Source organism: Erwinia sp. SLM-02 (assembly GCF_037450285.1).
GTDB lineage: Bacteria > Pseudomonadota > Gammaproteobacteria > Enterobacterales > Enterobacteriaceae > Erwinia.
Map to the genome: position 1 here is coordinate 2,843,548 of NZ_JAQISN010000001.1, position 26,096 is coordinate 2,869,643.

Genomic DNA, 26,096 nt, shown 5'->3' on the forward strand with positions numbered 1-26,096 from the left:
ATGATGCTTAAGGAACACCCGGGCGAGGCGGCTGCACTAAACACCGCGGCCCCCGCCGTCTCTCTTGCAGAGATACGATCGCGGGTCACTGACCTGTACGGAATTGAAGGCACCGTTCGCCTGCTGGCCGGTGAGCGCGACCAGAACTGCTGTATTGAGCAGGCCGACGGTACGCGCTATGTCTTCAAGATCAGCAATCCGTCTGAATCTGCGTCGATCGTTGATTTCCAGATTGCGGCTCTCAACCATATCGCCGGCGCAGCGGCGGATCTGCCTATCCCACGCGTTGTTCGCACGCGGGCCGGTCAGACCCGTGAAAACGTCACGTGGTGCGACGGGTCAAACACTATTGTCCGCATGCTCAGCTATCTGGATGGCGTGCAGATCAAGGAAACGGTACGTACGCCCGAACAGCGCCGAGCCATGGGAGCCTGTCTGGCCAGGCTTAATCTGTCCCTTGAAGGGTTTTCACATCCTGCCGCCAGCCACGACCTGCTGTGGAACGTCTCGGCAGCACACCGCCTGACGGAACAGCTGGACAGTCTGACCGACCCCGCGCGCCGGGCGCTTGCCGGGGAATTTATGACGCGTTTTAAGCAGCATGTTTTGCCGGTTCTTCCCATGCTGCGTGCTCAGGTGATTCACAACGATTTTCACCTCTATAACGTGCTCGTCGCGCCGGAAGACCAGAACCGCCTCACCGGGATCATTGACTTCGGCGACCTGCTGCATGCGCCGCTGGTCGGTGAAGTGGCCACCGCTGCGGCATTCCATATGGCGGGATCTGAGGACCCGTTCGAAGGCCCCGCCCAGTTCGTTGGCGCTTACCACCGGACGCTTGCACTCACTGAACCGGAGCAGGAGATAGTGACCGACCTGATGGCCACCCGCCATCTGATCACCGCCCTGATCTCGGAGTGGCGTGCGGTTCGCTACCCTCACAATCGCGAGTACATCCTGAGACACAATCCCGCAGCCTGGGAAGCCCTGTCACAAATGGCCGATCTCCCCCGCGAAAGCGCGCGCGATCGGCTGTTATCCGAAATTCGAAACGGGAGAAAGTCATGAAAAGCACAACAGATTTGAATATGGTAAACGCCTACATTCCCGGTCGTGCCAACGTCGGGCCATTGACCGCTGAAATGATCCAACGCCGCGATACCCTGCTGGGGCCGGCCTATCGCCTGATGTATGAGCACCCACTGCATATTGTACGCGGTGAAGGTGCGTGGCTGATTGATGCCGATGGACGCCGTTATCTGGACGTTTACAACAATGTGACGTCGCTTGGGCACTGCCACCCGGCGGTCAGTGAAGCGATCTGCCGACAGGTTCAGACCCTGGCGACTAATACCCGCTACCTGCATGACACCATTCTTGAGCTGGCCGAACGGTTACTGGCAACCGTTCCGGAAACTAACCTGGCCCACCTGATGCTGACCTGTACGGGCAGCGAAGCGAACGATCTCGCTTACCGTATCGCCAAGCTGCGTACCGGCGGCACCGGGGTTATCGTGACCGAGACGGCTTATCATGGCATTACCGACGCGGTTTCCCAGTTCTCCCCCTCGCTGGGCACCTCGGTCGATCTGGGGCCGCATGTGCGCCTGGTGCCTGCTCCGTGTGACTATCACGCTGAAGGCAGCGATCTGAACGAACGCTTTACCCGGGATGTTGAAGCCGCCATCGCCGATCTGCAGCGTCACGGCATCAAGCCTGCGATGCTGATTGTCGACTCGTTATTCACCAGCGACGGCATTCTGCCAGGCCCGGTGGGCTTCCTTAAGGGCGCGGTCGAGGCGATCAAACGGGCCGGTGGCCTGTTCATTGCCGATGAAGTGCAGCCCGGCTTTGGCCGGACCGGTGAGCACATGTGGGGCTTCCAGCGCCACGGCGTTATTCCCGATATCGTCACCCTCGGCAAGCCGATGGGTAACGGTCAGCCGATAGCCGGCCTGCTGGCAACGGCCGATGTGCTGGAGGAGTTCGGCCAGCGTTCGCGATACTTCAATACGTTTGCTGGCAATACCGTCTCCTGCGCTGCGGCCCTGGCCGTACTGCAGACCATCGAACGGGATGATGTGATTGCACAGGCGCGACGGGTCGGTAACGTTCTGCTTGAGGGGATTTCCGGGCTGCAGGCACGGCACGATGCCATCGGTGACGTTCGCGGTGCGGGCCTGTTCGTGGGGGTGGAGCTGGTATCCGATCGCGATGCGCGCACCCCGGATCGCTGGCTGACCAGCCAGGTGGTTAACCGGATGCGGCAGAAAGGTATCCTGCTGAGCGCCTGCGCGAAGGGACACAATGTGCTGAAAATCCGCCCGCCGCTGATCCTGACCGAAGAGCAGGCCGGAATGGTGATCGCTGCACTCGACGAGGCGCTGACGGAAGCGATGGCGGCACGTGCCGAGCCGTTAACGCCTGTGGTATAGTCAGTTTATGCCAAATTCAAAATCCCTTGATCACGCAGACCTCAGAATACTCGAGCATCTTCAGCGCGAGGGCCGCTGCTCAAACCTGGAACTGGCTGAGGCGATAAGCCTCAGTCCCAGCCCGTGTCTGACGCGAACCAAACGCCTGGAGCAGAGCGGCGTCATCGCGGGCTACAGTGCCAAAATCGCGCTGGACAAGCTGGGCAGCAACGTCGTGGTGTTTTCTGAAATAACCCTCAGCAGCCACTACCCCGCTGATTTTCGCAAGTTTGAGATGGGTGCAAGCAAGTACCGTGAAATCGTCGAATGCTACAACGTCAGCGGTGGCTACGATTATCTGCTGAAAATTATCGCGCCGAATGTGTCTATGTTTCAGGATCTGATGGATCGCCTTTTGGAAGATGAGATCGGTATTGATAAATTCGCCAGCCGCATCGTATTACGCCAACCTTACCAGCAGCGGGCGGAGCCTCTGCTGGTCATTGCGAAGGGCCAGCCCAGTTGGAAGTGAGATCGCCGCGTTATCCCGCTATGCTGTTGGGCAATTCCCCTTCACTGGAGCTAAAACGTCATGGCAGCACCTCGCTTGTTTATCGTTCACGGCTATACGGCCGGCCCGCACCATCACTGGTTTGACTGGCTGAAGCGTGAAGCCCAGGCGCTGGGTTTCACGGTCACCGTCCCTGCACTGCCGGACTCACAGCATCCCGAGGACCAGGCATGGCAGGCCGCGCTGGCGGAATGCGTTGGCGAAGTGGACAGCCAGACCTGGTTTGTTGGCCACAGTCTCGGCTGCATCACCGCTCTGCGTTATCTGAACCGACAGCCCGCCGGGCAGGATGCCGCCGGGGTGATTATGGTGGCAGGCTTCAGCGAGGCGGTGCCCCCGCTGCCCGAGCTGGACACGTTTATGTCGTTGCCGTTTGAGTCATCCCGCGTTGTGCAGCAGGTACCGCACCGTGCGGTTATTGCGTCGCTCAACGACGATATTGTTCCCCCCGTACTCTCGCTACGCTTCAGTCAGCAGCTCAACGCCCCTTTCTACGCGCTGCCCGACTGTGGGCATTTCCTCAGCCGTAACGGTATGAACGAACTGCCGTTGGTTTTGCAACTTTTGCGCCGCTTTATTTCGGCGTAATGCCCCCCTATGCCGGAAGTACCGCTCGTCGGTTTATTCCGGCTTTATTTCCCTGAAATTGAGCGCCCCGCCTTACAATTTATATTTAAGATTCAGCCTAATCATTTAGAATTAAAAAAAGCGAAGAAATAAACCCAAAACAATTTATTATTCATAAAAATCATAATCTTATAATTACCCGCATTTTCTGTTTTAATAAAACACACATTATTAAATTATGATGCATTCTTTATGGCATAGCCTCAAATGGAATGGAACTATGAGAAAGGTTTACTGCAGGGAAGCGTATACGCTTTGCGGTATTTTGTTGTGCTCAGCGCCCGTCATGGTCACACAAGCCGCCGTACCCATTATGGAAAAAGATGCACCTTCTTACGATTATCACAGCGACCCACTGACCCCCTCGGTGGCAACCACCACGCCGCCCAGGGAGCGAGCCCCGGATCTTTTTGGTGAAACAACCGGCCCTCTGCCCTTCTTTGGCAAGGAGCTACGGGATCGAGGCTACGATCTGCCGGATCCGTATGGTATTGGTTACAACCATATGAATATTCACCAGAATATCAAAGTTAAGAGTATCGATTTCTCCAATCTGAAAATCCCCAGCCTGTTCCCCGGAATGAGCCCGATCCCGGTCGATAATATGTTTAATATTCTCGTCGGGCACACTCGTGAAAAAAGTAAAACCGATACGGCCAGGCTGGACACGTGGCTGTTTCCCTTTATGAATGTTTACGGCATTGTCGGGCACACCAAAGGGCGCTCCGTTTCCAGCGTCAGTGCCTGCATTACGGATGCAGGCTGCCCGCCAGAGCTGAAGGATCTGGATTTTACGCTGAAATTTAAAGGAACCACCTGGGGCGGCGGTACCACGCTGGCCTACGGTTATCATGACTGGTTCGGTACCATGGACTTCAACTATACCGAAACGCATTTTGACATTCTGGACGGTAATATTTCTGCGTTTACCTTTACTCCACGCGTCGGTTATCGCTTTACCGTGCCCGGCGTAGAGAGATTCTCCATTCCGGTTACCCATGCCAGCCTGTGGGTGGGCACGATGTATCAGGATGTCGATCAGGACTTCAGAGGTAATATCAGCGATCTGCATATGCCAACGCAGCTCAGCAGCCTGGTGAATTTTGTTAACGCAGACGATAAAGGACGTTTCCGGGTGAAGCAGCATCTTAAATCTCCGTGGAATATCCTGGTCGGTGGACAGTATGAGCTGACCCGTAACTTTAATATCACCAGTGAAGTGGGCTTTTCCAACCGTAACAGCTTTATGGTCGGCGGAGAGTTTCGTTTCTGAACATGCGGTTTAACACCTTCCTTCTCTGTGGCCTGATGACCCTCTCCCCGATGAGTCAGGCCACCGTCATTCCCAGCCGGGAAAAAATCGATCGCTTTCTGAATAAGCTCGGTGCGGATCGTAAGGCCGATACGCGTAAAACCATTGACTGGGGTATTGTTCCCGGCCCTTTTTATACGCCAGAGCTGGGCGTCGGCGTCGGGGTGGCGGCCGTCGGGCTGTACCGGCCGGACGATCGCCAGCGCGATACGCCGCTCTCCTCACTGTCTTTTACCGGCTTTGCCAGCTCCACCGGTGCCTTTGGCGTCGGCTATGAGAATTATACGTTTATCAACAATGACCGCTGGCGCTTTTACCTGTCAGGCGATCTCAGCCGCAGGCCGCTGCACTACTGGGGAGAGGGGTATCGGGCTGGCCGGGGGCAGCGGGGCAAGCAGTCCTACGACTCAACCAAACTCAGCGGCGTACCAAGGATCCTCTATCAGCTGGCTAACCACACCTACGCCGGCGTGGGCTGGTCTTTCTCGTATGAGGGTGCGTCCTCGCTGCAGCATAAACCCAACGGCAGCTTCTACCATCAGGATGAGTCGCGGCATATTCTGAGTTCAGGTGCCAGCCTGCTCTTCAGCTATGATTCGCGGGATTTTGTCGCGAACCCATCGCGCGGGCAGGCGCTGAATCTTGCCTGGACCTGGTACACTCCGGCGCTGGCCAGCGACAATCGCTTTGATGCTTTCGACGCGCAGTACGATGTTTACCATGCCATTAACGATACCAGCCTCATAGCCTGGGAAGTCTACAGCCGTTTTACCCAGGGGCACGTCCCCTGGACCATGCAATCGCTGCTCGGTGACAGCCATCATCTGCGCGGCTATTACGAAGGCCGCTATCGCGACCGTAATATGCTGAGCAGTCAGCTTGAATGGCGTAAAAAACTCAGCTGGCGTCACGGAGTGGTGGCGTGGATTGGCGCAGGGAATATGTCAGACAAACCCAGTGAAGTCCTGGACGGGCACTGGCTGCCGTCGATAGGTGCCGGGTACCGCTTCGAATTCAAGAAAAACATGAACGTTCGGCTCGATTATGGCCTGGGGCAGCACAGTTCCGGCTTTTACTTTCAGGTTGGGGAGGCATTTTGATTGTCCCCTGGTGGCGTCTTATGCTGCTGTTACCTGCGCTTCTCCTTACCCACTGCCAGGCTCATCATGTTAACCGCACGCGCCTTCCGCTGGCGGATCTCAGCCTTCCGGCAGGCGAGTCACCGCGAGTGTGGCTGTTGCCCCGCCCCCTGCCGCAGCCGGGGGGTCTGCGACCCTGCTGCGCTTTTGGCTATCATCTTCGGGCAAAGCTGTTTGGCATCCCGGTGCCGTGGTATCAGCTGGATAATGTTGTGGCCGCCGCGGATACCGGACAGCATCACTTCAATCCAAGCTTTCTGGATACGCTGAGCACCCTGCTCGGCATTAACGGCGAGCATAACGGCCTGATCTACACCCGCCGGGGAGGGTTTATCGATCTGGCGCATCTGCGCGACAGCGCCGATAACACGCTCTGGCTGTTCAGCCACATCTGGCCGCGGATGGGCCTGGATACCACACTTAAACTTGACGACGAGCTGGGACAGCGCGAAATTCGCCTGTTTACTTACACTCCACCGGCCAGCGCGACCGACCGCTATCGTCTGGCGGTTTACCTCGCCGCCCATCTGGCCTTCGAACTTGCCGCATGGCATGAGGTGGCGCAGTGGTATGGCTTTGAATCGGTGCCGGGCTTCTCTGAGGGCGTGTCGGCATTTTCTCCGGAAGATCTCTACTCCAACCTGCTCGGTACCCGCGTGGCGATTGACTTACTCAACGCCGGTGGGGGCGCGTCCGTGTCGCGCTACCAGCAGGCCATGAGCACACTGATCCCTCAGGCGCTGGCGCAGCTTGGGGCAAAATCCCCTGCCGGTACGCGCTTTAACTTTGATATGCTGGACCGCCTGTGGTGGAACAGCCGCTGCCGCCTGCCGGATAAATTTCTGCTGCGCTACCGAAACTATGATGTCAGTGAACGGCGGATGCCCTCACGAGCGTGGGAAGGGGTTCCGGCTCTGAGACTGACACTGCCCGCCCACTTTCACGGTATTCCACTTGCCCGCTATGGCCGCCTGGAAATCCGGCGGGGACGGGCGATGGCCCACCTGCCTCCACCGGAATCACACTACCTTTTCACCGATTTCCCCGCGCTGGCTCAGCGAGCTAAGTCTGCCGACCTCCGCCATCTGGCCAGCCTGCGCTACCGCTGTAACTGAGCAGGCATTCACCCGTCCAATCCGAAAAACCATAATAAAAAGTTATCTTTGATTACGTTTACTCACACCGCCATCGCCCTCTTTTCGTCAGATTCCTCCCCTTCCTGAAGGCGCTTACCGCAGGCAAACGTTTAGCTGCTGACTTAATCACCACATTGACGTAAAGCGGAAAGTTCCCTTACTGAACGACTATTAATGTGACACACATCACATTTTAGCTGATTTGAAATGAAACAGAATTTGACAAGTGTGAGCAATCTCTATTTCCTTAGAGCCGGATAGCGGCACACTGCCGCAACATTACTGACGGGTGCTTTTATCAATCTTTTTAGCCCCGGATTAGGTGTCTTAATCAACCCAACCTGACCCTCGCGCTGGCTGCAGAGGATGGTCTTTGAGCATGTGGTAAAATAATGAAATATAAAATTATGATGGCTGGCGCGCTGGCAGCGCTCTCTTATACCCATTCCTCTTTCGCAGATACGAGCAGCAGCCCTGAATACGTTTCCGACTGGTGGCACCAGAGCGTCAACGTAGTAGGAAGCTACCACACCCGTTTCGGACCTCAGCTGAACAACGATGTTTACCTGGAATATGAAGCCTTCGCGAAAAAAGACTGGTTTGATTTCTACGGTTACATCGATGTGCCTAAATTCTTCGGCGTGGGCAACGGTAACGATAAGGGCGCATGGGATAACGGTTCCCCGTTCTTTATGGAAATTGAACCCCGCTTCTCTATCGATAAACTGACCGGCACTAACCTGGGCTTTGGTCCGTTCAAAGAGTGGTATTTCGCCAACAACTATATCTACGATATGGGTGACAACCGCGCTAACCGCCAGAACACCTGGTACATGGGTCTGGGTACCGATATCGATACGCATTCGGACGTTGGCCTGTCGCTGAACGTTTATGCGAAGTATCAGTGGGCGAACTACGGTGCCGCTAACGAAAATGAGTGGGATGGCTATCGCTTCAAGGTGAAATACTTTGTGCCGATCACCAGCCTGTGGGGCGGTAACCTGAGCTATATCGGCTTCACCAACTTTGACTGGGGTTCCGATCTGGGCGACAACTCCGCGCCAGCGCGCACCAGCAACTCTATCGCCTCCAGTCATATTCTGTCACTGGGCTACGATCACTGGCACTACTCGTTCGTGGCGCGTTACTTCCACAACGGCGGCCAGTGGAACGATGGCACCGAGCTGAACTTCGGCAACGGTCCGTTCCACGTCAAATCTAACGGTTTTGGTTACTACCTGGTTGTCGGCTACAACTTCTGATAGCGGTACAACCTTGCTGAATTCTTAATGCGCCTGCGGGCGCATTTTTTTTGCCTGCCCGCAGCAGGTATACTGGCCGGGGCAATACTGCCTTAGCTAAAGGAATTTTTATGTCTGCGATGTCTGCCGATCACAGCATTAAGCTGCGGCCTCTGGAACGTGAGGATCTGCGTTTTGTTCATCAGCTTGATAATAACGCCAGCGTGATGCGTTACTGGTTTGAAGAACCGTATGAAGCTTTTGTTGAACTCTCCGATCTTTATGACAAGCATATTCACGATCAGAGCGAACGGCGGTTTGTGGTAGAGCATAAAGGGGTCAGCGCCGGGCTGGTTGAACTGGTGGAGATCGATCACATCCACCGCCGGGCGGAGTTTCAGATTATTATCGCGCCCAGCCATCAGGGTAAAGGGCTGGCCAGCAGAGCGGCAAAAATGGCGATGGAGTACGGTTTCTCAGTACTGAATCTGTACAAGCTCTATCTGATCGTCGACAAAGAAAACGAGAAGGCTATCCATATTTACCGCAAGCTGGGCTTTATCGTGGAAGGGGAACTCATTCACGAATTCTTTATTAACGGGGAGTACCGCAACACCATCCGTATGTGCATTTTCCAGCATCAGTATCTGGAAAAATTCAGGCCGGTAAACGGCAGTGGGATGGTCAGCCCAACGGCCCAGTAACGCCCTCCCCGCTCATCGGGCGGGGAATCAGTCGAACATGCGTTCCAGATAGCGTTCCAGCGCGGCACGTGAGCTGAATCCGTAAGGAATACCGTAGTGATCGTTCGAATCCCCAACCAGATACATCGGGAAGCGGACATAGTGTTCACAGGTTTTAATATCTGAAGCCGGTACCGCAATGGCCTGGCTCCTCTCTTTCAATGTCGGATGGATCACCAGCGCCGTACGACCCAATCGCGCCTCACGATTAACATAGACGTAGTTTTCACCCCGACTGTAACCGTAGCTTTTAGCGGTAACCGTATCCATCTCAAATCCCGCCTTTTCCAGTACGCGAGCTACCTCATCAGGTCGTAAATACATGCTTTTTCCTCTGTGTCTGCAAACCCCGCAACCTTACCTCAGGCCACATAGTCGAGGCTTTCGGAATAATCCATAAACGCAGGTTTTCAGCGTCACGGATTTTTAGCCTGTCTATACTTAATAGTACATTTCAAAACCAGGGAGCGAAAATGTTCAACCGGACAGCGAAAAATAATGATATTGACCTGAGTGAAGATGTTTCACTGCTGGCAGATACGCTTGATGACCTGCTGAAATCCTACGGCAGTAAAGCGAAGGATGACGTGGAAGGGGCCAGAAACCGTGCAGAAAGCCTGTTGAAAGAGACCCGCGCCAGACTGCAGGGCAATAACCGGGTAACTCAGGCAGCCAGGGATGCGGGCGCGCAGGTGGACACCTATGTTCGTGACAAACCCTGGCACGGCGTTGGGATCGGCGCCGCCCTCGGCGTCGTCATCGGGGCACTCATCGCCACCACCACAACCCGCCGTTAGTACCGTTTATTTTTTGAACAAATGCTCGCCGATCACAGTGCGGGCATTTTTTTTATCTGCGCAAAACCTTGTGGCATAAGGCTTGTGAGCAAGCTGGCTAAATAAATACGCTTTTCCTATATCTTGTGTGGTTGCTTTTTATGGCCACTATATCTAGTATTCACTTCATCAAGACCACGCAACATGGTGTGGCAGTGGCGGCGCGAGTCGGGCAGTAATTTCCGCGCCAGAGACTAAGTTAACCAGCCCGTAAGGTGAATACGAATCATGCGCATTATTATTTACACTAAAAATAATTGTGTCCAGTGCAACGCGACAAAAAATGCGATGGATAAGAAAGGGATCGACTATCAGCTGATCAACCTCGATAGCGAACCTGCTCACGTTGAAACTCTCAAGTCTCTTGGTTATCGCCAGGTCCCGGTCGTCATGGCCGAACAGGATCACTGGAGCGGTTTCCGCCCGGATAAAATTCAGGCGTTAAGCCATCTGGCTGCCGTCCGGGGTTAAGGCGATGACTACGCTGGTATATTTCTCCAGCCTGTCGGAAAACACCCACCGTTTTGTTACCCGCTTAAACCTGCCGGCGCGACGCATTCCGTTAGACAGCGCTCAGCGCCTGCAGGTAGACCAGCCCTATATTCTGATCGTGCCCAGCTACGGCGGCGGCACGAGTCATGGCGCGGTGCCTAAGCAGGTCATTCAGTTTCTTAATGATACCAATAATCGTCAGCTGATCCGCGGCGTTATCGCTGCCGGAAACCGTAACTTCGGTGAGGCCTACTGCCTCGCTGGCGACATTATTGCGCGTAAATGTCAGGTGCCGTACCTCTATCGCTTTGAGCTGATGGGCACCGCCGACGATATCGCTAACGTTTACAAGGGAGTAACCGAATTTTGGCAGCGACAGACAGCACCCTCATAGAGGCCGCAGCGGCCGCACCTGATTATCACGCGCTCAATGCGATGCTGAATCTGTATGATGCCGAGGGCAACATCCAGTTCGAAAAAGATCGCGAAGCCACGCGTCAGTACTTTATCCAGCACGTTATTCCTAACAGCGTGCAGTTCGCTTCCGTGGCCGAGCGTTTACAATATCTGGTCGCGGAAGGCTATTACGAAGCCGATGTGCTGAACGCCTATCCGTTCGACTTCGTTTGCGCGCTGTTCGAGCAGGCCTACTCGCGCCGCTTCCGCTTCCAGACGTTTTTGGGTGCCTGGAAATTTTATACCAGCTACACGCTGAAAACCTTCGATGGCAAACGCTATCTGGAAGGCTTTACCGAGCGCGTATGCATGGTGGCGCTGACCCTGGCGAAAGGTGACCAGGCGCTGGCGCTGTCGCTGACCGATGAGATCCTCGCCGGGCGCTTCCAGCCTGCGACCCCCACCTTCCTGAACTGCGGCAAACAGCAGCGCGGCGAGCTGGTGTCCTGCTTCCTGCTGCGTATTGAAGACAATATGGAGTCGATTGGTCGTGCGGTAAACTCGGCGCTGCAGCTTTCCAAGCGCGGCGGCGGCGTAGCGTTCCTGCTTTCGAACCTGCGCGAATCCGGCGCACCGATCAAGCGCATTGAAAACCAGTCATCCGGCGTGATCCCGGTGATGAAGATGCTGGAAGATGCCTTCTCTTATGCCAATCAGCTGGGCGCACGCCAGGGTGCCGGTGCCGTTTATCTGAACGCCCACCACCCGGATATTCTGCGCTTCCTGGATACCAAGCGCGAAAACGCCGATGAAAAAATTCGCATAAAAACGCTGTCGCTCGGCGTGGTCATTCCTGATGTGACTTTCCAGCTGGCGAAAGACAATCAGCCGATGGCGCTGTTCTCCCCGTATGACGTGGAGCGCCTCTACGGCCTGCCGTTTGCCGATATCAGCATCAGCGAGAAGTATGACGAGATGCTGGCCGACGAGCGCATCCGCCGAACGTTTATTAATCCGCGCGAATTCTTCCAGACGCTGGCAGAAATCCAGTTTGAATCGGGCTATCCGTACATCATGTTTGAAGATACGGTTAATCGCGCCAACCCGATCCACGGGCGGATTAATATGAGCAACCTGTGCTCGGAGATCCTGCAGGTTAACACCCCGACCGAGTACAACGACGATCTCAGCTATCGCCGCATCGGCAAGGATATTTCCTGCAACCTCGGTTCGCTGAATATTGCCCACGCCATGGATTCAGAAGACTTTGCCCGCACGGTAGAAATCGCGATACGCGGTCTGACCGCGGTTTCCGATCAGAGCCACATCAGCTCGGTGCCGTCCGTTGAGGAGGGTAATGCGCAGTCGCACGCTATCGGCCTGGGTCAGATGAACCTGCACGGCTATCTGGCACGCGAACGCATTCAGTACGGCAGCGAAGAGGGTCTGGATTTCACCAATATTTACTTCTATACGATCACCTATCACGCACTGAGGACTTCGAACCTGCTGGCGCGTGAACGCGGTACTACCTTCAGCGGCTTTAGCGATTCACGCTATGCCAGCGGTGAGTATTTTAATCAGTACGTTGAGCAGAGCTGGCAGCCGCGCACTGCCCGCGTCGCCGCACTGTTTGCCGATGCCGGGATTGAGATCCCGACCCGCGAGCAGTGGCAGACGCTGAAAGCGGCGGTGATGAAAGACGGTCTGTATAACCAGAACCTGCAGGCTATCCCACCGACCGGTTCGATTTCGTATATCAACCACGCGACATCGAGCATTCATCCGATCGTCTCGCGGATTGAGATCCGTAAAGAGGGCAAAACCGGGCGCGTTTACTACCCGGCCCCGTTTATGAATAACGATAATCAGGACTTCTACCGCGATGCCTACGACATCGGACCGGAAGCGATTATTGATACCTATGCTGAAGCCACCCGCCATGTCGATCAGGGCCTGTCGCTGACGCTGTTCTTCCGCGATACCGCCACCACCCGCGATATCAATAAAGCGCAGATCTATGCGTGGAAGAAAGGCATCAAGACGCTGTACTACATCCGTCTGCGTCAGATGGCCCTGCAGGGAACCGAAGTGGAAGGCTGCGTTTCCTGTTCGCTGTAACAGCACATTCAACCGTGGGCCGGCGTCGCGCCGGCCCCGTCTACATTTTTCGCGGCCGGCCGCTGCCGGATCGGAACTAAAGATATCACTATGAAACTGAAGAAAGTTCACGCTATTAACTGGAATAAAATCGAAGACGAAAAGGACCTGGAAGTGTGGAACCGCCTGACCAGCAACTTCTGGCTGCCGGAAAAGGTACCGTTGTCGAACGATATTCCGGCGTGGAACGGTCTCAATGCCGATGAACAGCAGCTGACCATCCGCGTGTTCACCGGCCTGACGCTGCTGGATACCATCCAGAACACCCTGGGCGCTCCGGCGCTGATGGCCGATGCGCTCACCCCGCATGAAGAGGCGGTGATGTCCAACATCAGCTTTATGGAGGCGGTGCATGCCCGCTCCTACAGCTCGATCTTCTCTACGCTTTGCCACACCAGCGATGTCGATGCCGCCTACGCGTGGAGCGAAGAGAACGCGCCGCTGCAGCGCAAGGCCGACATCATCCTGCAGCACTACTATGAAAACGACCCGCTGAAAAAGAAAATTGCCAGCGTGTTCCTGGAATCGTTCCTGTTCTACTCCGGTTTTTATCTGCCGATGTACTGGTCCAGCCGCGGTAAGCTGACCAACACCGCCGACCTTATCCGCCTGATTATTAAAGATGAAGCGGTACACGGCTACTACATTGGCTATAAGTACCAGAAAGCGCTGGAAAGCCAGAGTGCCGAGCGTAAAGAGGATCTGCAGCAGTTCGCCGTAGGGCTGCTGCTGGAGCTGTATGAGAACGAAGTGGAATATACCGATGCGCTTTACCAGGGCGTCGGCTGGCAGGAAGATGTGAAAAAATTCCTGCACTACAACGCCAATAAGGCGCTGATGAACCTGGGCTATGAGGCGCTGTTCCCGGCGGAAATGACCGATGTGAACCCGGCAATTCTTTCCGCACTGTCACCGAACGCGGATGAAAACCACGACTTCTTCTCCGGTTCCGGTTCATCCTACGTCATGGGTAAAGCGGTCGATACCGAAGACGAAGACTGGGACTTTTAATTGCTTTACGGGGGGATTCTTATCGGACCCCCGCTTATAATAGTTCCCTACGAAATTAGTAATTAAAATCAGCCAATCGGCTGATTTTTTGCTTTCAATAATCGATTGCCAACCCTGCCCGATTATCCCTATTTTCACCTCTGGTGCGTTCATATTTCCGCAACACAGGGATATTTCTTAGGTAAATATCGTTTTTTTTCATCCCTGCTCAGCACCGCGCAATCCCTTACCAGCACTGGTATTCTTTGATACTGACATCTCCCCTGGCATTTTCAAATGCCGCCTCAAGGGTTGCCTCTGAGTCTCAGTGTGCTACGGTATATATCGTTAATAACTAAACTGAAAGAAGAACCCCTATAAGAAAATTAATCAACCAGGAATTAATTAATGCATGGCAATTAAATTAGAAGTTAAGAATTTATATAAAGTTTTTGGGGAACATCCCGAGCGGGCATTTAAGTATATTGATAAAGGGCTCAGCAAAGAGGCGATTCTGGAAAAAACCGGGCTGTCTCTTGGCGTTAAGGACGCCAGTCTGGCCATTGAAGAAGGCGAGATCTTCGTCATCATGGGGCTCTCCGGTTCCGGCAAGTCCACCATGGTTCGCCTTCTCAATCGTCTGATTGAACCCACCCGCGGCCAGGTCATTATTGACGGTGAAGATATTGCCAAAATATCTGACAGTGAATTACGTCAGGTCCGCAGAAATAAGATCAGCATGGTATTCCAGTCATTCGCGCTGATGCCGCATATGACGGTATTAAATAATACCGCCTTCGGTATGGAATTAGCGGGAACGCCGTTGCAGGAGCGACAGGAAAAAGCGCTGGAAGCGCTGCGCCAGGTGGGTCTTGAAAATTATGCTCATTCTTATCCCGATGAACTTTCCGGCGGCATGCGTCAGCGTGTGGGATTAGCCCGCGCGCTGGCAATTAATCCGGATATATTATTGATGGATGAAGCATTCTCCGCGCTCGATCCCTTAATCCGTACTGAAATGCAGGATGAGCTGGTAAAACTGCAATCCCGGCATCAGCGCACCATCGTATTTATCTCCCACGATCTGGATGAAGCCATGCGAATTGGCGACCGTATTGCGATTATGCAGGGCGGTGAAGTGGTGCAGGTGGGTACACCGGACGAAATCCTGAATAACCCGGCCAATGACTATGTCCGCACCTTCTTCCGCGGCGTGGACATCAGCCAGGTGTTCAGCGCGAAGGATATTGCCCGCCGCAGTGCCGCCGCGCTGATCCGCCAGGCTCCGGGCTTTGGCCCTCGCTCGGCGATCAAGCTGCTGCAGGACAACGACCGCGAATACGGCTACGTGCTGGCGAAAGAGAAATTCGTCGGCGTGGTCTCCACCGATTCCCTGAAAGCGGCCCTGGCCGCCGGAGAGGGGCTGAATCATGCGTTTCTGGAAAATCCTGCGGCGGTGCCGGGCGACACGTCGTTAAGCGACCTGCTGTCCCACGTGGCGCAGGCTCCCTGTGCGGTTCCGGTGACCGGCGAACAGGGTCAATACATCGGTATTATTTCCAAAGGCATGTTACTGCAAGCATTAGATCGTGATGGAGGTCAACCATGAGCAAACAAACCAGTAATCCGTGGGACACGTCCACCAGCGCCGCAGACGGCGGCCAGGCAGCGAGCGGTAACGCAGCGTCGGCCAGTAGCGATCCCTGGGGTGGCAGCACGACGGCGCCGGCTGATGGCGGCACGTCGGGCGCACCGGCTGACGGGAACGCAGCGGCCTCCAGCAGCGATCCCTGGGGCAGCAGCGCATCGGCACCCGCCGATGGCGGCGCGGCTTCAGCCCCGACTGACGGCGGCGCCACCACCGGCGGTGACGCCTGGGGCGCACCCGACGGCGGTCACGCCGCAGCCAGCGGCGGCAGCGACTGGCTGAACAGCGCACCGGCTCCGCAGGTTGAACATTTCAATATCCTCGACCCGTTTCACAAAACGCTGATCCCGCTGGATAGCTGGGTGACTACCGGCATCGACTGGGTGGTATCGCATTTTCGCCCGCTGTTCCAGGGGATCCGCCTGCCGGTGGACTATATCCTCAGCGGCTTCCAGCAGTTACTGACCGGGATGCCCGCGCCGGTAGCGATCGTGCTGTTCGCGCTGATTGCCTGGCAGATGTCAGGGCTGGGAATGGGCATCGCCACGCTGGTTTCACTGGTGGCCATCGGCGCTATCGGTGCCTGGTCGCAGGCGATGGTGACGCTGGCGCTGGTGCTGACCGCCCTGCTGTTTTGTATCGTCATCGGGCTACCTCTGGGGATCTGGCTGGCGCGCAGCGAGCGGGCAGCAAAAATTATTCGTCCGCTGCTGGATGCCATGCAGACGACCCCCGCGTTCGTCTATCTGGTGCCGATAGTCATGCTGTTCGGTATCGGTAACGTGCCGGGCGTGGTGGTGACGATTATCTTTGCCCTGCCGCCGATAGTTCGTCTGACTATCCTCGGCATCAAGCAGGTCCCTGCCGATCTGATTGAGGCGTCGGAATCGTTCGGTGCCAGCCCGCGCCAGATGCTGTTTAAAGTGCAGCTGCCGCTGGCGATGCCGACCATTATGGCCGGCGTGAACCAGACGCTGATGCTGGCCCTGTCGATGGTGGTTATTGCGTCGATGATTGCCGTCGGCGGTCTGGGCCAGATGGTCCTGCGCGGCATTGGCCGACTCGATATGGGTCTGGCTACCGTTGGCGGCGTCGGCATCGTGATTCTGGCGATTATCCTCGACCGCCTGACCCAGTCGCTGGGCCGCGACGTTCGCAGCCGCGGCAACCGCCGCTGGTACGCGACCGGTCCGCTGGGTCTGCTGACCCGTCCGTTTGTGAAATAAACTTTCGGCGGCGCGAAAGCGTGCCGCCGCTTACCTCCACACGATGAATGACAATAAGGAGTTGCTATGCGCAAGACCGCACTGCTGGCCGCCGCATTAACTACGCTGGCCGCCGCTCAGGTTTCCGCCGCCGATCTTCCGGGTAAAGGCATCACCGTTAAGCCGGTTCAGAGCACCATCAGCGAAGAGAGCTTCCAGACGCAGCTGGTCAGCCGCGCGCTGGAAAAACTGGGCTACACCGTGGACAGCACCAGCGAGGTGGATTACAACGTTGGCTATACCTCGATCGCTTCCGGCGATGCCACCTTCACCGCCGTTAACTGGCAGCCGCTGCACGACGATATGTATAAAGCGGCAGGCGGCGACGCGAAATTCTACCGTGAAGGCACCTACGTTCAGGGCGCGGCCCAGGGTTATCTGATCGACAAGAAAACCGCCGAGAAATACCACATCACCCGCATCGATCAGCTGAAAGACCCTAAACTGGCGAAGCTGTTTGATACCAACGGCGACGGCAAAGCGGACCTGACCGGCTGTACGCCAGGCTGGGGCTGTGAAGCGGTGATTAACCATCAGATCAAAGCCTTCGACCTCAGCAACAGCGTTGAGCATAACCAGGGTAACTACTCGGCGATGATCGCCGATACCATAACCCGCTTCAAAGAAGGTAAACCGATCCTGTACTACACCTGGACGCCTTACTGGGTCAGCGATGTGCTGGTACCGGGACGCGATGTGGTGTGGCTGCAGGTGCCGTTCTCTTCCATGCCGGGCGAGCAGAAAGACGTGGATACCAAGCTGCCTAACGGCGCGAACTATGGTTTCCCGGTGAACACCATGCACATTGTTGCCAACAAAGCCTGGGCGGAGAAAAATCCGGCCGCGGCGAAACTGTTCTCTGAAATGAAGCTGCCGATTGCCGATATCAACGCACAGAATGCGCGCATGCATACCGGCCAGGCTTCCGAAGCCGATATCAACGCCCACGTTGACGGCTGGATCAAAGCTCACCAGGCAATGTTTGATGGCTGGGTAAAAGACGCACTGGCCGCGGCGAAATAAAGGCGCATTAGCCGCTGCGAAATAATTTCGATAACGCGTTTTCAAGGGCCGCTCGTCTTCGACGAACGGCCCTTTTATTTTGATCGCGCCATCCAGGAGCCATGGCTTCCCCCCGATATCGCACTCCTCCCCGGCTGCAAAAAGCCGCATCGATGGCAGTATTCACCGCGCGGAAAGCCCCGGGTGAACTGGTTTGTCCTGTTAATTATTCTGTGAGTGAAATAGTTTTTTAGGTTACTATTAGCCTATGAGATATTTCTTACTCCTGTTCTGGCTGCCATGAAATCCCCCCATACCGGACTCAATCCGGCGCTGGTCGCACTGATGTCCGTTGCCACCGGTTTGTCCGTTGCCTGTAATTATTATGTTCAACCGCTGCTGGCGACTATTGCCCAGGCGTTCGATCTCTCTTTCCATCAGGCCGGTTTTATTGTCACCACCGCTCAGCTCGGCTACGCCGCGGGGCTGCTGCTGCTGGTACCGCTCGGCGATATGCTGGAGCGCCGCGGTTTAATCGTGACGATGAGCCTGCTGGCGGCAGGCGGGATGGTGATCACCGCCCTGTCCCCAACGCTGCCGCTGATGCTGCTGGGAACCGTACTGACCGGGCTGTTTTCCGTCGTAGCGCAGATCCTCGTACCGCTGGCCGCCACGCTGGCCGCGCCGGAAAAACGCGGCCGGGTGGTCGGCACGGTGATGAGTGGGCTGCTGCTGGGGATCCTGCTGGCGCGAACCGTTGCGGGCGGGCTGGCACAGCTGGGCGGCTGGCGCACCGTATACTGGGTCGCCAGCGTGCTGATGGTCTGTATGTCTCTGGCCCTGTGGCGCTATCTGCCGCGCTATAAGCAATCGGTTTCCCTGAATTACGGCCAGCTGCTGCGGTCGATTTTCTCGCTGTTTGCTCAGCACCCTATTCTGCGCACCCGGGCCATTACCGGCTGCCTGATTTTTGCCAACTTCAGCGTACTGTGGACCTCGATGGCGTTTCTGCTCTCCTCACCCGAATGGGGTTACTCCGAGGGAGAGATCGGCCTGCTGGGACTGGTGGGGGCGGCAGGGGCGCTGGCCGCACGTCAGGCCGGCGCGCTGGCGGATAAAGGCAAGGCCCGACTGACCACCAGCATAGGGTTAGTGCTCCTGCTTCTCTCGTGGGGGATTACAGCGGTGGGTGCGCACTCACTTACTGCGCTGGTGATCGGCATCCTGGTGCTCGACCTCGCGGTTCAGGGGGTGCATATCACCAACCAGAGCGTGATTTACCGTCATATGCCTGAAGCGCGTAACCGCCTGACATCGGGATACATGACCAGCTATTTTATCGGCGGCGCAGCGGGTTCCCTGCTCTCCGCCTCGGCGTATCAGATGGCGGGCTGGTATGGTGTCTGCGTGTGTGGTGCTCTGTTAACCGTCGTTAATCTATTCAACTGGTGGCGAAACTCTCAGCACGAGGCCGCCGCGGGCTGATTTTTTGGGTCAAAAATGAAGTTTTTTCAGGCACGACGGCCTGTTATCAGTTTTCACACTCTGGTAATGTTAAACGCAATTTATTCAAGCTGGTTATTTTTTCACATGCAATTATTCAGCACCACAAGCGATACGGGCGATGACAGCTGAACACAACTATCTTTCGGACAGTGCAGATCTGCCCCCTTCCAGCTGGCGCGAAGGGGTGACCGACAGCCTGCCAATCGTAATCGGTTACGTGCCGGTGGCCTTTGCTTTCGGACTTAACGCGACGAAACTGGGGTTTACTCCGTCCGAAGCGATATTTTTTTCCTGCATTATTTATGCCGGAGCCAGCCAGTTCGTCATTACCGCCCTGCTCAGCGCGGGCGCTTCCCTGTGGATAGCGGCACTGACCGTAATGGCTATGGATGTCCGGCACATTCTTTATGGCCCCTCACTACGCCAGCGCATCACTCAAAAGCTTAATCCGCGTAAAACCCCTTTCTGGGCATTTGGCCTGACCGATGAGGTCTTCGCTGCCGCGACCGCCAAGCTATACCGCGACCGGCGCGGATGGAGTGAAGACTGGATGCTGGGTATCGCTTTCTGCTCCTGGCTGTCGTGGGTTGCCGGTACGGTGGCAGGCGCATGGTCCGGTAACGGCCTGCTGGATGAGTATCCGGCCATTGAAGGCGCACTGACCTTTATGCTGCCCGCGCTGTTCCTGAGCTTCCTGCTGGCCTCGTTCCAGCGCCGTCAGAGCTTTACGGTTATCGCCGCGCTGGCGGGGGCGCTTGCCGGTATGATGCTGTTCTCTATCCCCGTTGCCATTCTGAGCGGCATCGTTGCCGGCTGTCTGGCGGGCCTGCTACCGCCGCCGGGCGGCAGGGAGAGCCGGTGAGTTCCCAAATCCTTTTACTCGGTGCACTGGTTGGCCTGGCGAACTTTCTGTTTCGCTATCTGCCACTGCGCCTGCACGGCAGGAAACATGCCACCGGCATCAAGCGGGGCGTCTCCGGGCTGCTGTTAGACAGCATCGGCATTGCCTCAATCTGCGCCCTGCTGATCGTCTCCAGCCTGCCCGATATTCTGCGGCATCCTGACCGACTGATACCCACACTGCTCGGCTTTGCCGTGCTGTGTCTGACGTTCTTTTTTTCGCGCAGCATTGTTTTATCAACGCTGCTCAGCGCCCTGGGTTATGGAGTGACCTGGAAATTACTGATGATGAGTTCGGCTTTGTGAACAGCCACTAACCGGGAAAGCGTTCTTTCTCAAATGCCATCATCGTTACGACACCAGTTTCAATTAATGAGGTCCCTTTATAATGGAAAGTTCGTTTTCTCCCATTGAACAGATGCTTAATTTTCGAGCGAATCGCCAGAAAGATTTCCCGCTGCAGGAGATCATGCTGACCCGTTTGTGTATGCATATGCAGAGCAAATTACTGGAAAACCGCAACAAGATGCTGAAGGCTCAGGGGATTAACGAGACGCTGTTCATGGCATTGATCACGCTGGATGCGCAGGAAGATCACAGCATTCAACCTTCTGAGCTGAGTTCAGCTCTCGGGTCTTCCCGTACTAACGCCACGCGCATTGCCGACGAGCTGGAAAAACGGGGATGGATTGAACGCCGCGAGAGCGATAACGATCGCCGCTGTCTGCACCTGCACCTGACGCCAAAAGGGAATGAATTCCTGCGCCAGCTGCTGCCACCGCAGCATCAGAGCCTGCAGCTTCTGTGGTCTTCGCTGAATGATTCCGAAAAATCCCAGCTGGAAGGTATCATCCGTAAGCTGTTAAATCGCCTAGATAAAATGGATGAAGAGCAGGTTATCGCTTCACTTTCTCGTTAATTGAACCACTAATAGCATATTGTGCGACACACCCGTATCAGGGAATCGTTACTTTAAGCATCCAAAAATAAACTCATGCCAGCGCTAATCCCGCTGGCATTTTAGACTCAGGCTGTTGCTGACAGGATGTCCGGCGAACCTGAATGGCAAGAGAACGTGGAGAAAAACATGAGTGCAAACGCGGTCACGCAGGATCCGCAGCAGCCGAAAAATAAAAAAAAGACGCGCAAAGGCGCGCTGATTTTTCTGGCTGTGCTGTTTGTTGTTATCGGGGTGGCCTATCTGACCTATTGGTTCCTGGTGTTACGTCACTATCAGGAAACGGATGACGCCTATGTTGCCGGTAATCAGACCCAGGTTATGGCGCAGGTTTCAGGCAGCGTTAATAAAGTGTGGTTTGATGACACCGACTATGTGAAAAAAGGCGACGTGCTGATCACGCTGGATCGTACCGATGCCGAGCAAGCATTTGAGAAAGCCCAAACTGCACTCGCGACCAGCGTGCGGCAGACCCACCAGCTGATTATCAACGGTAAGCAGTATCAGGCCACCATCGCGCTGCAAAAAACCGCTCTGGTACAGGCGCAGGCGGATTTAAAACGCCGCGAACCGCTGGGCGCCGCCAATCTGATCGGTCGTGAAGACCTGCAGCACGCCCGTGATGCTGTGGCGACCGCTCAGGCCCAGCTCGATGTGGCGACCCAACAGTACAATGCGAATCAGGCGATGATTCTGGATACTTCGCTGGAAAACCAGCCTGCCGTTAAGCAGAGCGCGGCCGAACTGCGCGATGCCTGGCTTGCACTGCAGCGTACCAGCGTGATCAGCCCGATTAACGGCTATGTTTCTCGCCGCAGCGTGCAGGTGGGTTCCCAGATCACCAGCTCCACGCCGCTGCTGGCGGTGGTGCCGGCCGAGAATCTGTGGGTGGACGCTAACTTTAAAGAAACCCAACTGGAAGGCGTGCGCATTGGGCAGTCGGCCACCGTGGTCAGCGACATTTACGGCGATGATATTGTCTATCACGGCAAGGTTGTCGGCCTGGATATGGGTACCGGCAGCGTGTTCTCACTGCTGCCGGCGCAGAATGCCACCGGTAACTGGATCAAAGTGGTTCAGCGCCTGCCGGTGCGTATTGAGCTGGATGCGCAGGAAGTGGCGAAACATCCGCTGCGTATCGGCCTGTCTACGCTGGTGAAAATTGATACCAGCAATCGTGACGGCGCGGTTCTTGCCACCAGCGTGCGCAGTAAACCTGCTTATGAAAGTAATGCGCTGGCGCTGGATCTGGCTCCTGCTAACGCCCTGATTGCCGATATCATCCGCGCGAATGCTAACTGAGTCAGCGGGAGGTTGTGATGGCACAAAAACCGCTTGAGGGCGCGCCGCTGGTCCTGATGACCATTGCGCTGTCGCTGGCGACGTTTATGCAGGTTCTGGACTCCACCATTGCCAACGTGGCGATCCCGACCATTGCCGGTAACCTGGGGGCGTCAAACTCCCAGGGGACGTGGGTTATCACGTCGTTTGGCGTGGCAAACGCCATTTCGATCCCGATTACCGGCTGGCTGGCAAAGCGCATTGGCGAGGTGAAGCTGTTCCTGTGGTCTACGGTGGCGTTTGCCATCGCCTCATGGCTGTGCGGCATGTCAGAAAGCCTGACCATGCTGATCTTCTTCCGCGTGATTCAGGGGATCGTCGCCGGTCCGCTTATTCCGCTGTCGCAGAGCCTGTTGCTCAGCAACTATCCCCCGGCGAAGCGCAGCATTGCGCTGTCGCTGTGGGCGATGACGGTGATCGTTGCACCGATCTGCGGCCCGATACTGGGCGGCTGGATCAGCGATAACTATCACTGGGGCTGGATCTTCTTTATCAACGTGCCGATCGGCGTTGCGGTGGTGGTTCTGACGCTGCAAACGCTGCGCAACCGCGAAACGCCTACGGTCATCCGGCCGATTGATACCGTCGGTCTGGTGCTGCTGGTGGTGGGCGTGGGCTGCCTGCAGGTGATGCTGGACCGGGGTAAGGAACTGGACTGGTTCAGCTCTCCGGAGATCATTACGCTGACGGTGGTCGCCGTGGTCGCGATCGTGGTGCTGCTGGTGTGGGAGCTGACCGACGATCACCCGATAGTGGATCTGTCGCTATTTAAGTCGCGAAACTTCACCATTGGGTGCCTGTCGATCAGCCTGGCCTACATGCTCTATTTCGGCTCGATCGTACTGCTGCCGCAGCTGCTGCAGGAGGTGTATGGCTATACCGCCACCTGGGCGGGGCTGGCCTCGGCACCGGTCGGGATCATCCCGGTTATTCTGTCGCCGATTATCGGGCGCTTCGCCCATAAGCTGGATATGCGACGGCTGGTGACCTTCAGCTTTATTGTCTACGCAATCTGCTTCTACTGGCGCGCGTACACCTTCGAGCCGGGGATGGACTTCGCTGCATCGGCGTGGCCGCAGTTTATTCAGGGCTTTGCCGTGGCCTGCTTCTTTATGCCGCTCACCACCATTACCCTCTCCGGCCTGCCGCCGGAACGGCTGGCGGCGGCATCCAGCCTGTCGAACTTCACCCGTACGCTGGCCGGCTCCATCGGCACCTCGATCACCACGACCATGTGGACCGATCGTGAGTCGCTGCACCATGCCCATCTCACCGAGTCCGTGACGCCCTACAGCGCCAATTCTCAGGAGATGTACAGCAAGCTGGAGCAGTTAGGCATGACCCACGATCAGGCCTCGGCGTATCTGGCGCAGCAGATCACCAATCAGGGGCTGATTATCTCCGCCAATGAGATTTTCTGGGCCTCGGCGGGGGTGTTCCTGATCCTGCTGGTGCTGGTGTGGTTTGCCCGCCCTCCGTTTGGTGCCGGAGGCGGCGGCGGCGGTGCGCATTAAAAAAGGCGGCCGGTAATAAACCGGCCGCCTTTGCGGAACTGTTAAGGGGCGGCGAACAGCCGCCCTTTTTTTATCCCGATTACGCCTTGTTCTGACGCCACCATTCGGCAAGCAGAATACCGGTTGCCACGGAAACGTTCAGACTTTCCACGTTGCCCGTACCGCCGATTGATACGCTGAGGTCGCCCTGCTCCAGGGTGCTTTCTGACAGACCGTCACGCTCCTGGCCAAGAACCAGTACCATTTTCGCCGGCAGTTCAGCCTGCGACAGTGGCGTACCTTTATGGCTGGAGGTGGTTACGATGGTGTAACCCGCTTTACGGAAAGCCTTCAGGCCCGCAGCAAAGCTTTCACCGCTGATTGCCTGCACGTGTTCCGCGCCGCCTTCAGCGGTACGTACTGCCGCACCGGATTCCAGCAGAGAAGCATCGTCCACCAGCAGACCTTTCGCGCCAAAGTGCGCACAGCTGCGCATAATGCCGCCAAGGTTATGCGGGTTGCCGATATCTTCCAGCGCCAGCACACAATCTTTCTCATCGGCTTTCGCCAGCCATTCGCCAACCGGCATGCCAACGCGCTTCTTAATCAGGAAGCAAACGCCGCCATGGTGCTCGGTGCCGGACGCTTTTTGCAGCTCGGCTTCATCAACGGTGTGATAAGCCTTACGGTTTGCCGCCATCCACTTCAGGGCATCACGGAAGCGTGGCGTGACGCTCTGCACAAACCAGGCGCGCACGATGCACTCCGGACGGCTCTGGAAGAGCGCCTGGCAGGCGTTTTCGCCATACACGCGCGTCTCTTCCATACGCTGACGGCGCAGCTGTTCCGGATCGATAAAGCTTTTACCGCTGATACCGCCGTGATCCGGTTTATCCGTTTCAGGCGTGGTATTTGGCGCACGGGACACGGTGCGCCACGGAGAGTCAGAACGCCCTTCGCCGCGATCGCGCCCGCCGCGTGGCTTACTGTCAGCATTACGAGATGGACGGCGCGTGTCGTCCTGGCGAGGGCCTTTACCGGTGCGAGGATTGTATCCACCCTTGCTACCGCTACCTTCTTCTTCACCGCGGACATACATCACTTTGACCTTGCCGCTCTTACCTTTAAATTCGTCGTTCATTTTTCCTCCACCTGGGCTGAGCGCGAAGCGCGCAGATTACCTGATGTGGCAACAGTTAGCTATCAACTTCCAATAAAAGCCGCTTATCAGCCGATAACGCGTCTGCCGCGGTGTATTTGCTGCCTAAAGCGTATGAGACATTGCCTATTATATCCATTGAACAAATCATTTTGTTGCGGAGATTATCGCCAAGCATAATGGCCGGACTATAACGATCAATGAGGTAAGTGAATGCTTACCCTGGAGCCGATCTGCGAGGTAAATGATGAATACGGTTTGTGTATCCTGCCAGGCAACCAACCGCGTGCCTGAAGAGCGCGTTACCGATGGCGCTAAATGCGGCCGCTGCGGCAGCCCCCTGTTCGAAGGCCAGGTGATCAATGCCACCGCTGAAACGCTGGACAAATACCTGCAGGACGATCTGCCGGTGGTGATTGATTTTTGGGCACCGTGGTGCGGCCCGTGCGTCAACTTCGCGCCGGTGTATGAAACCGTGGCGCAGGAGCGCAGCGGCAAAGTGCGTTTCCTTAAGGTCAATACCGAGGCCGAACAGCAGCTGAGCGCCCGCTTCCGTATCCGCAGCATTCCGACCATTATGGTGTTTAAGCAGGGTCAGATGGCGGATATGCTCAGCGGCGCGATGCCGAAAGCGCCTTTCGACCAGTGGCTTGATGAAAATATCTAGCCTGCCGGTACTCCCCTTCTGAAGAAAGGCGGCGGTGGGGGTCAAGCCCTCACCTGCCGAAATCGTCCGATCAAGGCCGGGCGCGCCCGGCCTGAATCCG

The 26,096-nt window shown here is 56.2% G+C and carries 26 protein-coding genes; 24 read left to right on the forward strand and 2 right to left on the reverse strand.

The genetic code is table 11. From position 1 onward, the window contains the following. The first annotated feature begins 3 nt into the window (after positions 1 to 3). From PGH32_RS13085 to speG, 9 genes are all read left to right on the forward strand, one after another. Complete coding sequence (locus PGH32_RS13085) at positions 4 to 1,068, forward strand: phosphotransferase (protein ID WP_337894231.1); 1,065 nt, start codon at positions 4 to 6, stop codon at positions 1,066 to 1,068. Then, positions 1,065 to 2,435: an aspartate aminotransferase family protein gene (locus tag PGH32_RS13090; RefSeq protein ID WP_337894232.1), complete on the forward strand. Its 1,371-nt coding sequence runs from the start codon at positions 1,065 to 1,067 to the stop codon at positions 2,433 to 2,435. The genes PGH32_RS13085 and PGH32_RS13090 overlap by 4 nt, the downstream gene beginning before the upstream one ends. Before the next feature lie 7 nt (positions 2,436 to 2,442). Beyond that, the gene (locus PGH32_RS13095; RefSeq protein WP_314422628.1) at positions 2,443 to 2,946 is read left to right on the forward strand and encodes an Lrp/AsnC family transcriptional regulator; all 504 of its coding nucleotides are present in this window, start codon (positions 2,443 to 2,445) and stop codon (positions 2,944 to 2,946) included. A gap of 60 nt (positions 2,947 to 3,006) precedes the next feature. After that, positions 3,007 to 3,573: an RBBP9/YdeN family alpha/beta hydrolase gene (locus PGH32_RS13100; RefSeq protein WP_337894233.1), complete on the forward strand. Its 567-nt coding sequence runs from the start codon at positions 3,007 to 3,009 to the stop codon at positions 3,571 to 3,573. A gap of 325 nt (positions 3,574 to 3,898) precedes the next feature. After that, the gene (locus PGH32_RS13105) at positions 3,899 to 4,885 is read left to right on the forward strand and encodes a hypothetical protein (protein ID WP_314422616.1); all 987 of its coding nucleotides are present in this window, start codon (positions 3,899 to 3,901) and stop codon (positions 4,883 to 4,885) included. A 50-nt stretch (positions 4,886 to 4,935) separates the two neighbouring features. Continuing rightward, entirely contained in the window at positions 4,936 to 6,024 is a 1,089-nt protein-coding gene (locus PGH32_RS13110; RefSeq protein ID WP_337894234.1) for a BamA/TamA family outer membrane protein, read from the forward strand. A gap of 20 nt (positions 6,025 to 6,044) precedes the next feature. Then, positions 6,045 to 7,178 carry a DUF4056 domain-containing protein gene (locus PGH32_RS13115; RefSeq protein WP_337894235.1) on the forward strand — a complete coding sequence of 378 codons (1,134 nt, stop codon included), beginning with the start codon at positions 6,045 to 6,047 and terminating at the stop codon, positions 7,176 to 7,178. Between the two features lie 413 nt (positions 7,179 to 7,591). Further along, positions 7,592 to 8,461, forward strand: a complete 870-nt coding sequence (locus PGH32_RS13120; RefSeq protein ID WP_314422593.1) for a nucleoside-specific channel-forming protein Tsx — start codon at positions 7,592 to 7,594, stop codon at positions 8,459 to 8,461. A 119-nt stretch (positions 8,462 to 8,580) separates the two neighbouring features. Continuing rightward, positions 8,581 to 9,144 (forward strand): spermidine N1-acetyltransferase, encoded by a 564-nt coding sequence (speG, locus tag PGH32_RS13125; RefSeq protein ID WP_314423144.1) that lies wholly within the window; start codon positions 8,581 to 8,583, stop codon positions 9,142 to 9,144. A 27-nt stretch (positions 9,145 to 9,171) separates the two neighbouring features. Here speG and PGH32_RS13130 read toward each other — a convergent pair whose 3' ends face one another. Continuing rightward, positions 9,172 to 9,507, reverse strand: a complete 336-nt coding sequence (locus PGH32_RS13130) for a DUF2002 family protein (protein ID WP_314422590.1) — start codon at positions 9,505 to 9,507, stop codon at positions 9,172 to 9,174. A 149-nt stretch (positions 9,508 to 9,656) separates the two neighbouring features. Between PGH32_RS13130 and PGH32_RS13135 the strand changes: the two genes are divergently transcribed. The 14 genes from PGH32_RS13135 to emrB all read left to right on the forward strand — a co-directional run bounded on the left by PGH32_RS13135 (position 9,657) and on the right by emrB (position 24,191). Continuing rightward, positions 9,657 to 9,980 (forward strand): DUF883 family protein, encoded by a 324-nt coding sequence (locus PGH32_RS13135; RefSeq protein ID WP_337894236.1) that lies wholly within the window; start codon positions 9,657 to 9,659, stop codon positions 9,978 to 9,980. A gap of 267 nt (positions 9,981 to 10,247) precedes the next feature. Continuing rightward, the gene (gene nrdH / locus PGH32_RS13140) at positions 10,248 to 10,490 is read left to right on the forward strand and encodes a glutaredoxin-like protein NrdH (RefSeq protein ID WP_105593143.1); all 243 of its coding nucleotides are present in this window, start codon (positions 10,248 to 10,250) and stop codon (positions 10,488 to 10,490) included. 4 nt (positions 10,491 to 10,494) lie between these two features. Beyond that, positions 10,495 to 10,905 carry a class Ib ribonucleoside-diphosphate reductase assembly flavoprotein NrdI gene (gene nrdI, locus PGH32_RS13145; protein WP_314422573.1) on the forward strand — a complete coding sequence of 137 codons (411 nt, stop codon included), beginning with the start codon at positions 10,495 to 10,497 and terminating at the stop codon, positions 10,903 to 10,905. After that, the gene (gene nrdE / locus PGH32_RS13150) at positions 10,902 to 13,028 is read left to right on the forward strand and encodes a class 1b ribonucleoside-diphosphate reductase subunit alpha (RefSeq protein WP_443112778.1); all 2,127 of its coding nucleotides are present in this window, start codon (positions 10,902 to 10,904) and stop codon (positions 13,026 to 13,028) included. The genes nrdI and nrdE overlap by 4 nt, the downstream gene beginning before the upstream one ends. Positions 13,029 to 13,118: 90 nt before the next feature. Next, positions 13,119 to 14,078 carry a class 1b ribonucleoside-diphosphate reductase subunit beta gene (gene nrdF, locus PGH32_RS13155; RefSeq protein WP_314422556.1) on the forward strand — a complete coding sequence of 320 codons (960 nt, stop codon included), beginning with the start codon at positions 13,119 to 13,121 and terminating at the stop codon, positions 14,076 to 14,078. 391 nt (positions 14,079 to 14,469) lie between these two features. Further along, positions 14,470 to 15,666, forward strand: coding sequence for a glycine betaine/L-proline ABC transporter ATP-binding protein ProV (gene proV / locus PGH32_RS13160; protein ID WP_314422553.1), 1,197 nt, complete (start codon positions 14,470 to 14,472; stop codon positions 15,664 to 15,666). Beyond that, entirely contained in the window at positions 15,663 to 16,931 is a 1,269-nt protein-coding gene (gene proW / locus PGH32_RS13165; protein WP_337894237.1) for a glycine betaine/L-proline ABC transporter permease ProW, read from the forward strand. Before proV ends, proW begins: the two co-directional genes overlap by 4 nt. 66 nt (positions 16,932 to 16,997) lie before the next feature. Next, a complete protein-coding gene (gene proX, locus PGH32_RS13170; RefSeq protein ID WP_337894238.1) occupies positions 16,998 to 17,993 on the forward strand; it encodes a glycine betaine/L-proline ABC transporter substrate-binding protein ProX in 996 nt (331 codons plus the stop codon). Positions 17,994 to 18,272: 279 nt separating this feature from the next. Beyond that, a complete protein-coding gene (locus tag PGH32_RS13175) occupies positions 18,273 to 19,457 on the forward strand; it encodes an MFS transporter (RefSeq protein WP_337894239.1) in 1,185 nt (394 codons plus the stop codon). Between the two features lie 139 nt (positions 19,458 to 19,596). After that, positions 19,597 to 20,340, forward strand: a complete 744-nt coding sequence (locus PGH32_RS13180) for an AzlC family ABC transporter permease (protein WP_337894240.1) — start codon at positions 19,597 to 19,599, stop codon at positions 20,338 to 20,340. Continuing rightward, positions 20,337 to 20,684, forward strand: coding sequence for an L-valine transporter subunit YgaH (ygaH, locus tag PGH32_RS13185; RefSeq protein WP_337894241.1), 348 nt, complete (start codon positions 20,337 to 20,339; stop codon positions 20,682 to 20,684). The genes PGH32_RS13180 and ygaH overlap by 4 nt, the downstream gene beginning before the upstream one ends. Before the next feature lie 82 nt (positions 20,685 to 20,766). After that, positions 20,767 to 21,297 carry a transcriptional repressor MprA gene (gene mprA, locus PGH32_RS13190; protein WP_314422509.1) on the forward strand — a complete coding sequence of 177 codons (531 nt, stop codon included), beginning with the start codon at positions 20,767 to 20,769 and terminating at the stop codon, positions 21,295 to 21,297. A 168-nt stretch (positions 21,298 to 21,465) separates the two neighbouring features. Continuing rightward, a complete protein-coding gene (gene emrA / locus PGH32_RS13195) occupies positions 21,466 to 22,638 on the forward strand; it encodes a multidrug efflux MFS transporter periplasmic adaptor subunit EmrA (RefSeq protein ID WP_337894242.1) in 1,173 nt (390 codons plus the stop codon). Between the two features lie 14 nt (positions 22,639 to 22,652). Further along, on the forward strand, positions 22,653 to 24,191 hold the full coding sequence (gene emrB, locus PGH32_RS13200; RefSeq protein ID WP_314422490.1) for a multidrug efflux MFS transporter permease subunit EmrB: 1,539 nt from the start codon (positions 22,653 to 22,655) through the stop codon (positions 24,189 to 24,191). Positions 24,192 to 24,270: 79 nt separating this feature from the next. Here the strand turns inward: emrB and PGH32_RS13205 are convergent, their stop codons facing one another. Continuing rightward, positions 24,271 to 25,311 carry a tRNA/rRNA methyltransferase gene (locus tag PGH32_RS13205; protein WP_314422487.1) on the reverse strand — a complete coding sequence of 347 codons (1,041 nt, stop codon included), beginning with the start codon at positions 25,309 to 25,311 and terminating at the stop codon, positions 24,271 to 24,273. 265 nt (positions 25,312 to 25,576) lie between these two features. On the opposite strand from PGH32_RS13205, the gene trxC reads away from it, so the two are divergent. Continuing rightward, complete coding sequence (gene trxC, locus PGH32_RS13210) at positions 25,577 to 25,996, forward strand: thioredoxin TrxC (protein ID WP_314422480.1); 420 nt, start codon at positions 25,577 to 25,579, stop codon at positions 25,994 to 25,996. The last annotated feature ends 100 nt before the right edge of the window (positions 25,997 to 26,096 follow it).

Coding starts and splice junctions, on each gene's coding strand:
- trxC (WP_314422480.1), top strand. CDS start 25,577: ATGAATACGGTTTGTGTATCCTGCCAGGCAACCAACCGCGTGCCTGAA.
- PGH32_RS13115 (WP_337894235.1), top strand. CDS start 6,045: ATGCTGCTGTTACCTGCGCTTCTCCTTACCCACTGCCAGGCTCATCAT.
- nrdH (WP_105593143.1), top strand. CDS start 10,248: ATGCGCATTATTATTTACACTAAAAATAATTGTGTCCAGTGCAACGCG.
- nrdI (WP_314422573.1), top strand. CDS start 10,495: ATGACTACGCTGGTATATTTCTCCAGCCTGTCGGAAAACACCCACCGT.
- emrA (WP_337894242.1), top strand. CDS start 21,466: ATGAGTGCAAACGCGGTCACGCAGGATCCGCAGCAGCCGAAAAATAAA.
- PGH32_RS13100 (WP_337894233.1), top strand. CDS start 3,007: ATGGCAGCACCTCGCTTGTTTATCGTTCACGGCTATACGGCCGGCCCG.
- proV (WP_314422553.1), top strand. CDS start 14,470: ATGGCAATTAAATTAGAAGTTAAGAATTTATATAAAGTTTTTGGGGAA.
- PGH32_RS13120 (WP_314422593.1), top strand. CDS start 7,592: ATGAAATATAAAATTATGATGGCTGGCGCGCTGGCAGCGCTCTCTTAT.
- PGH32_RS13175 (WP_337894239.1), top strand. CDS start 18,273: ATGAAATCCCCCCATACCGGACTCAATCCGGCGCTGGTCGCACTGATG.
- nrdF (WP_314422556.1), top strand. CDS start 13,119: ATGAAACTGAAGAAAGTTCACGCTATTAACTGGAATAAAATCGAAGAC.
- PGH32_RS13105 (WP_314422616.1), top strand. CDS start 3,899: ATGGTCACACAAGCCGCCGTACCCATTATGGAAAAAGATGCACCTTCT.
- PGH32_RS13085 (WP_337894231.1), top strand. CDS start 4: ATGCTTAAGGAACACCCGGGCGAGGCGGCTGCACTAAACACCGCGGCC.
- proW (WP_337894237.1), top strand. CDS start 15,663: ATGAGCAAACAAACCAGTAATCCGTGGGACACGTCCACCAGCGCCGCA.
- PGH32_RS13095 (WP_314422628.1), top strand. CDS start 2,443: ATGCCAAATTCAAAATCCCTTGATCACGCAGACCTCAGAATACTCGAG.
- PGH32_RS13180 (WP_337894240.1), top strand. CDS start 19,597: ATGACAGCTGAACACAACTATCTTTCGGACAGTGCAGATCTGCCCCCT.
- PGH32_RS13130 (WP_314422590.1), bottom strand. CDS start 9,507: ATGTATTTACGACCTGATGAGGTAGCTCGCGTACTGGAAAAGGCGGGA.
- PGH32_RS13205 (WP_314422487.1), bottom strand. CDS start 25,311: ATGAACGACGAATTTAAAGGTAAGAGCGGCAAGGTCAAAGTGATGTAT.
- PGH32_RS13135 (WP_337894236.1), top strand. CDS start 9,657: ATGTTCAACCGGACAGCGAAAAATAATGATATTGACCTGAGTGAAGAT.
- proX (WP_337894238.1), top strand. CDS start 16,998: ATGCGCAAGACCGCACTGCTGGCCGCCGCATTAACTACGCTGGCCGCC.
- PGH32_RS13110 (WP_337894234.1), top strand. CDS start 4,936: ATGAGTCAGGCCACCGTCATTCCCAGCCGGGAAAAAATCGATCGCTTT.
- mprA (WP_314422509.1), top strand. CDS start 20,767: ATGGAAAGTTCGTTTTCTCCCATTGAACAGATGCTTAATTTTCGAGCG.
- speG (WP_314423144.1), top strand. CDS start 8,581: ATGTCTGCCGATCACAGCATTAAGCTGCGGCCTCTGGAACGTGAGGAT.
- PGH32_RS13090 (WP_337894232.1), top strand. CDS start 1,065: ATGAAAAGCACAACAGATTTGAATATGGTAAACGCCTACATTCCCGGT.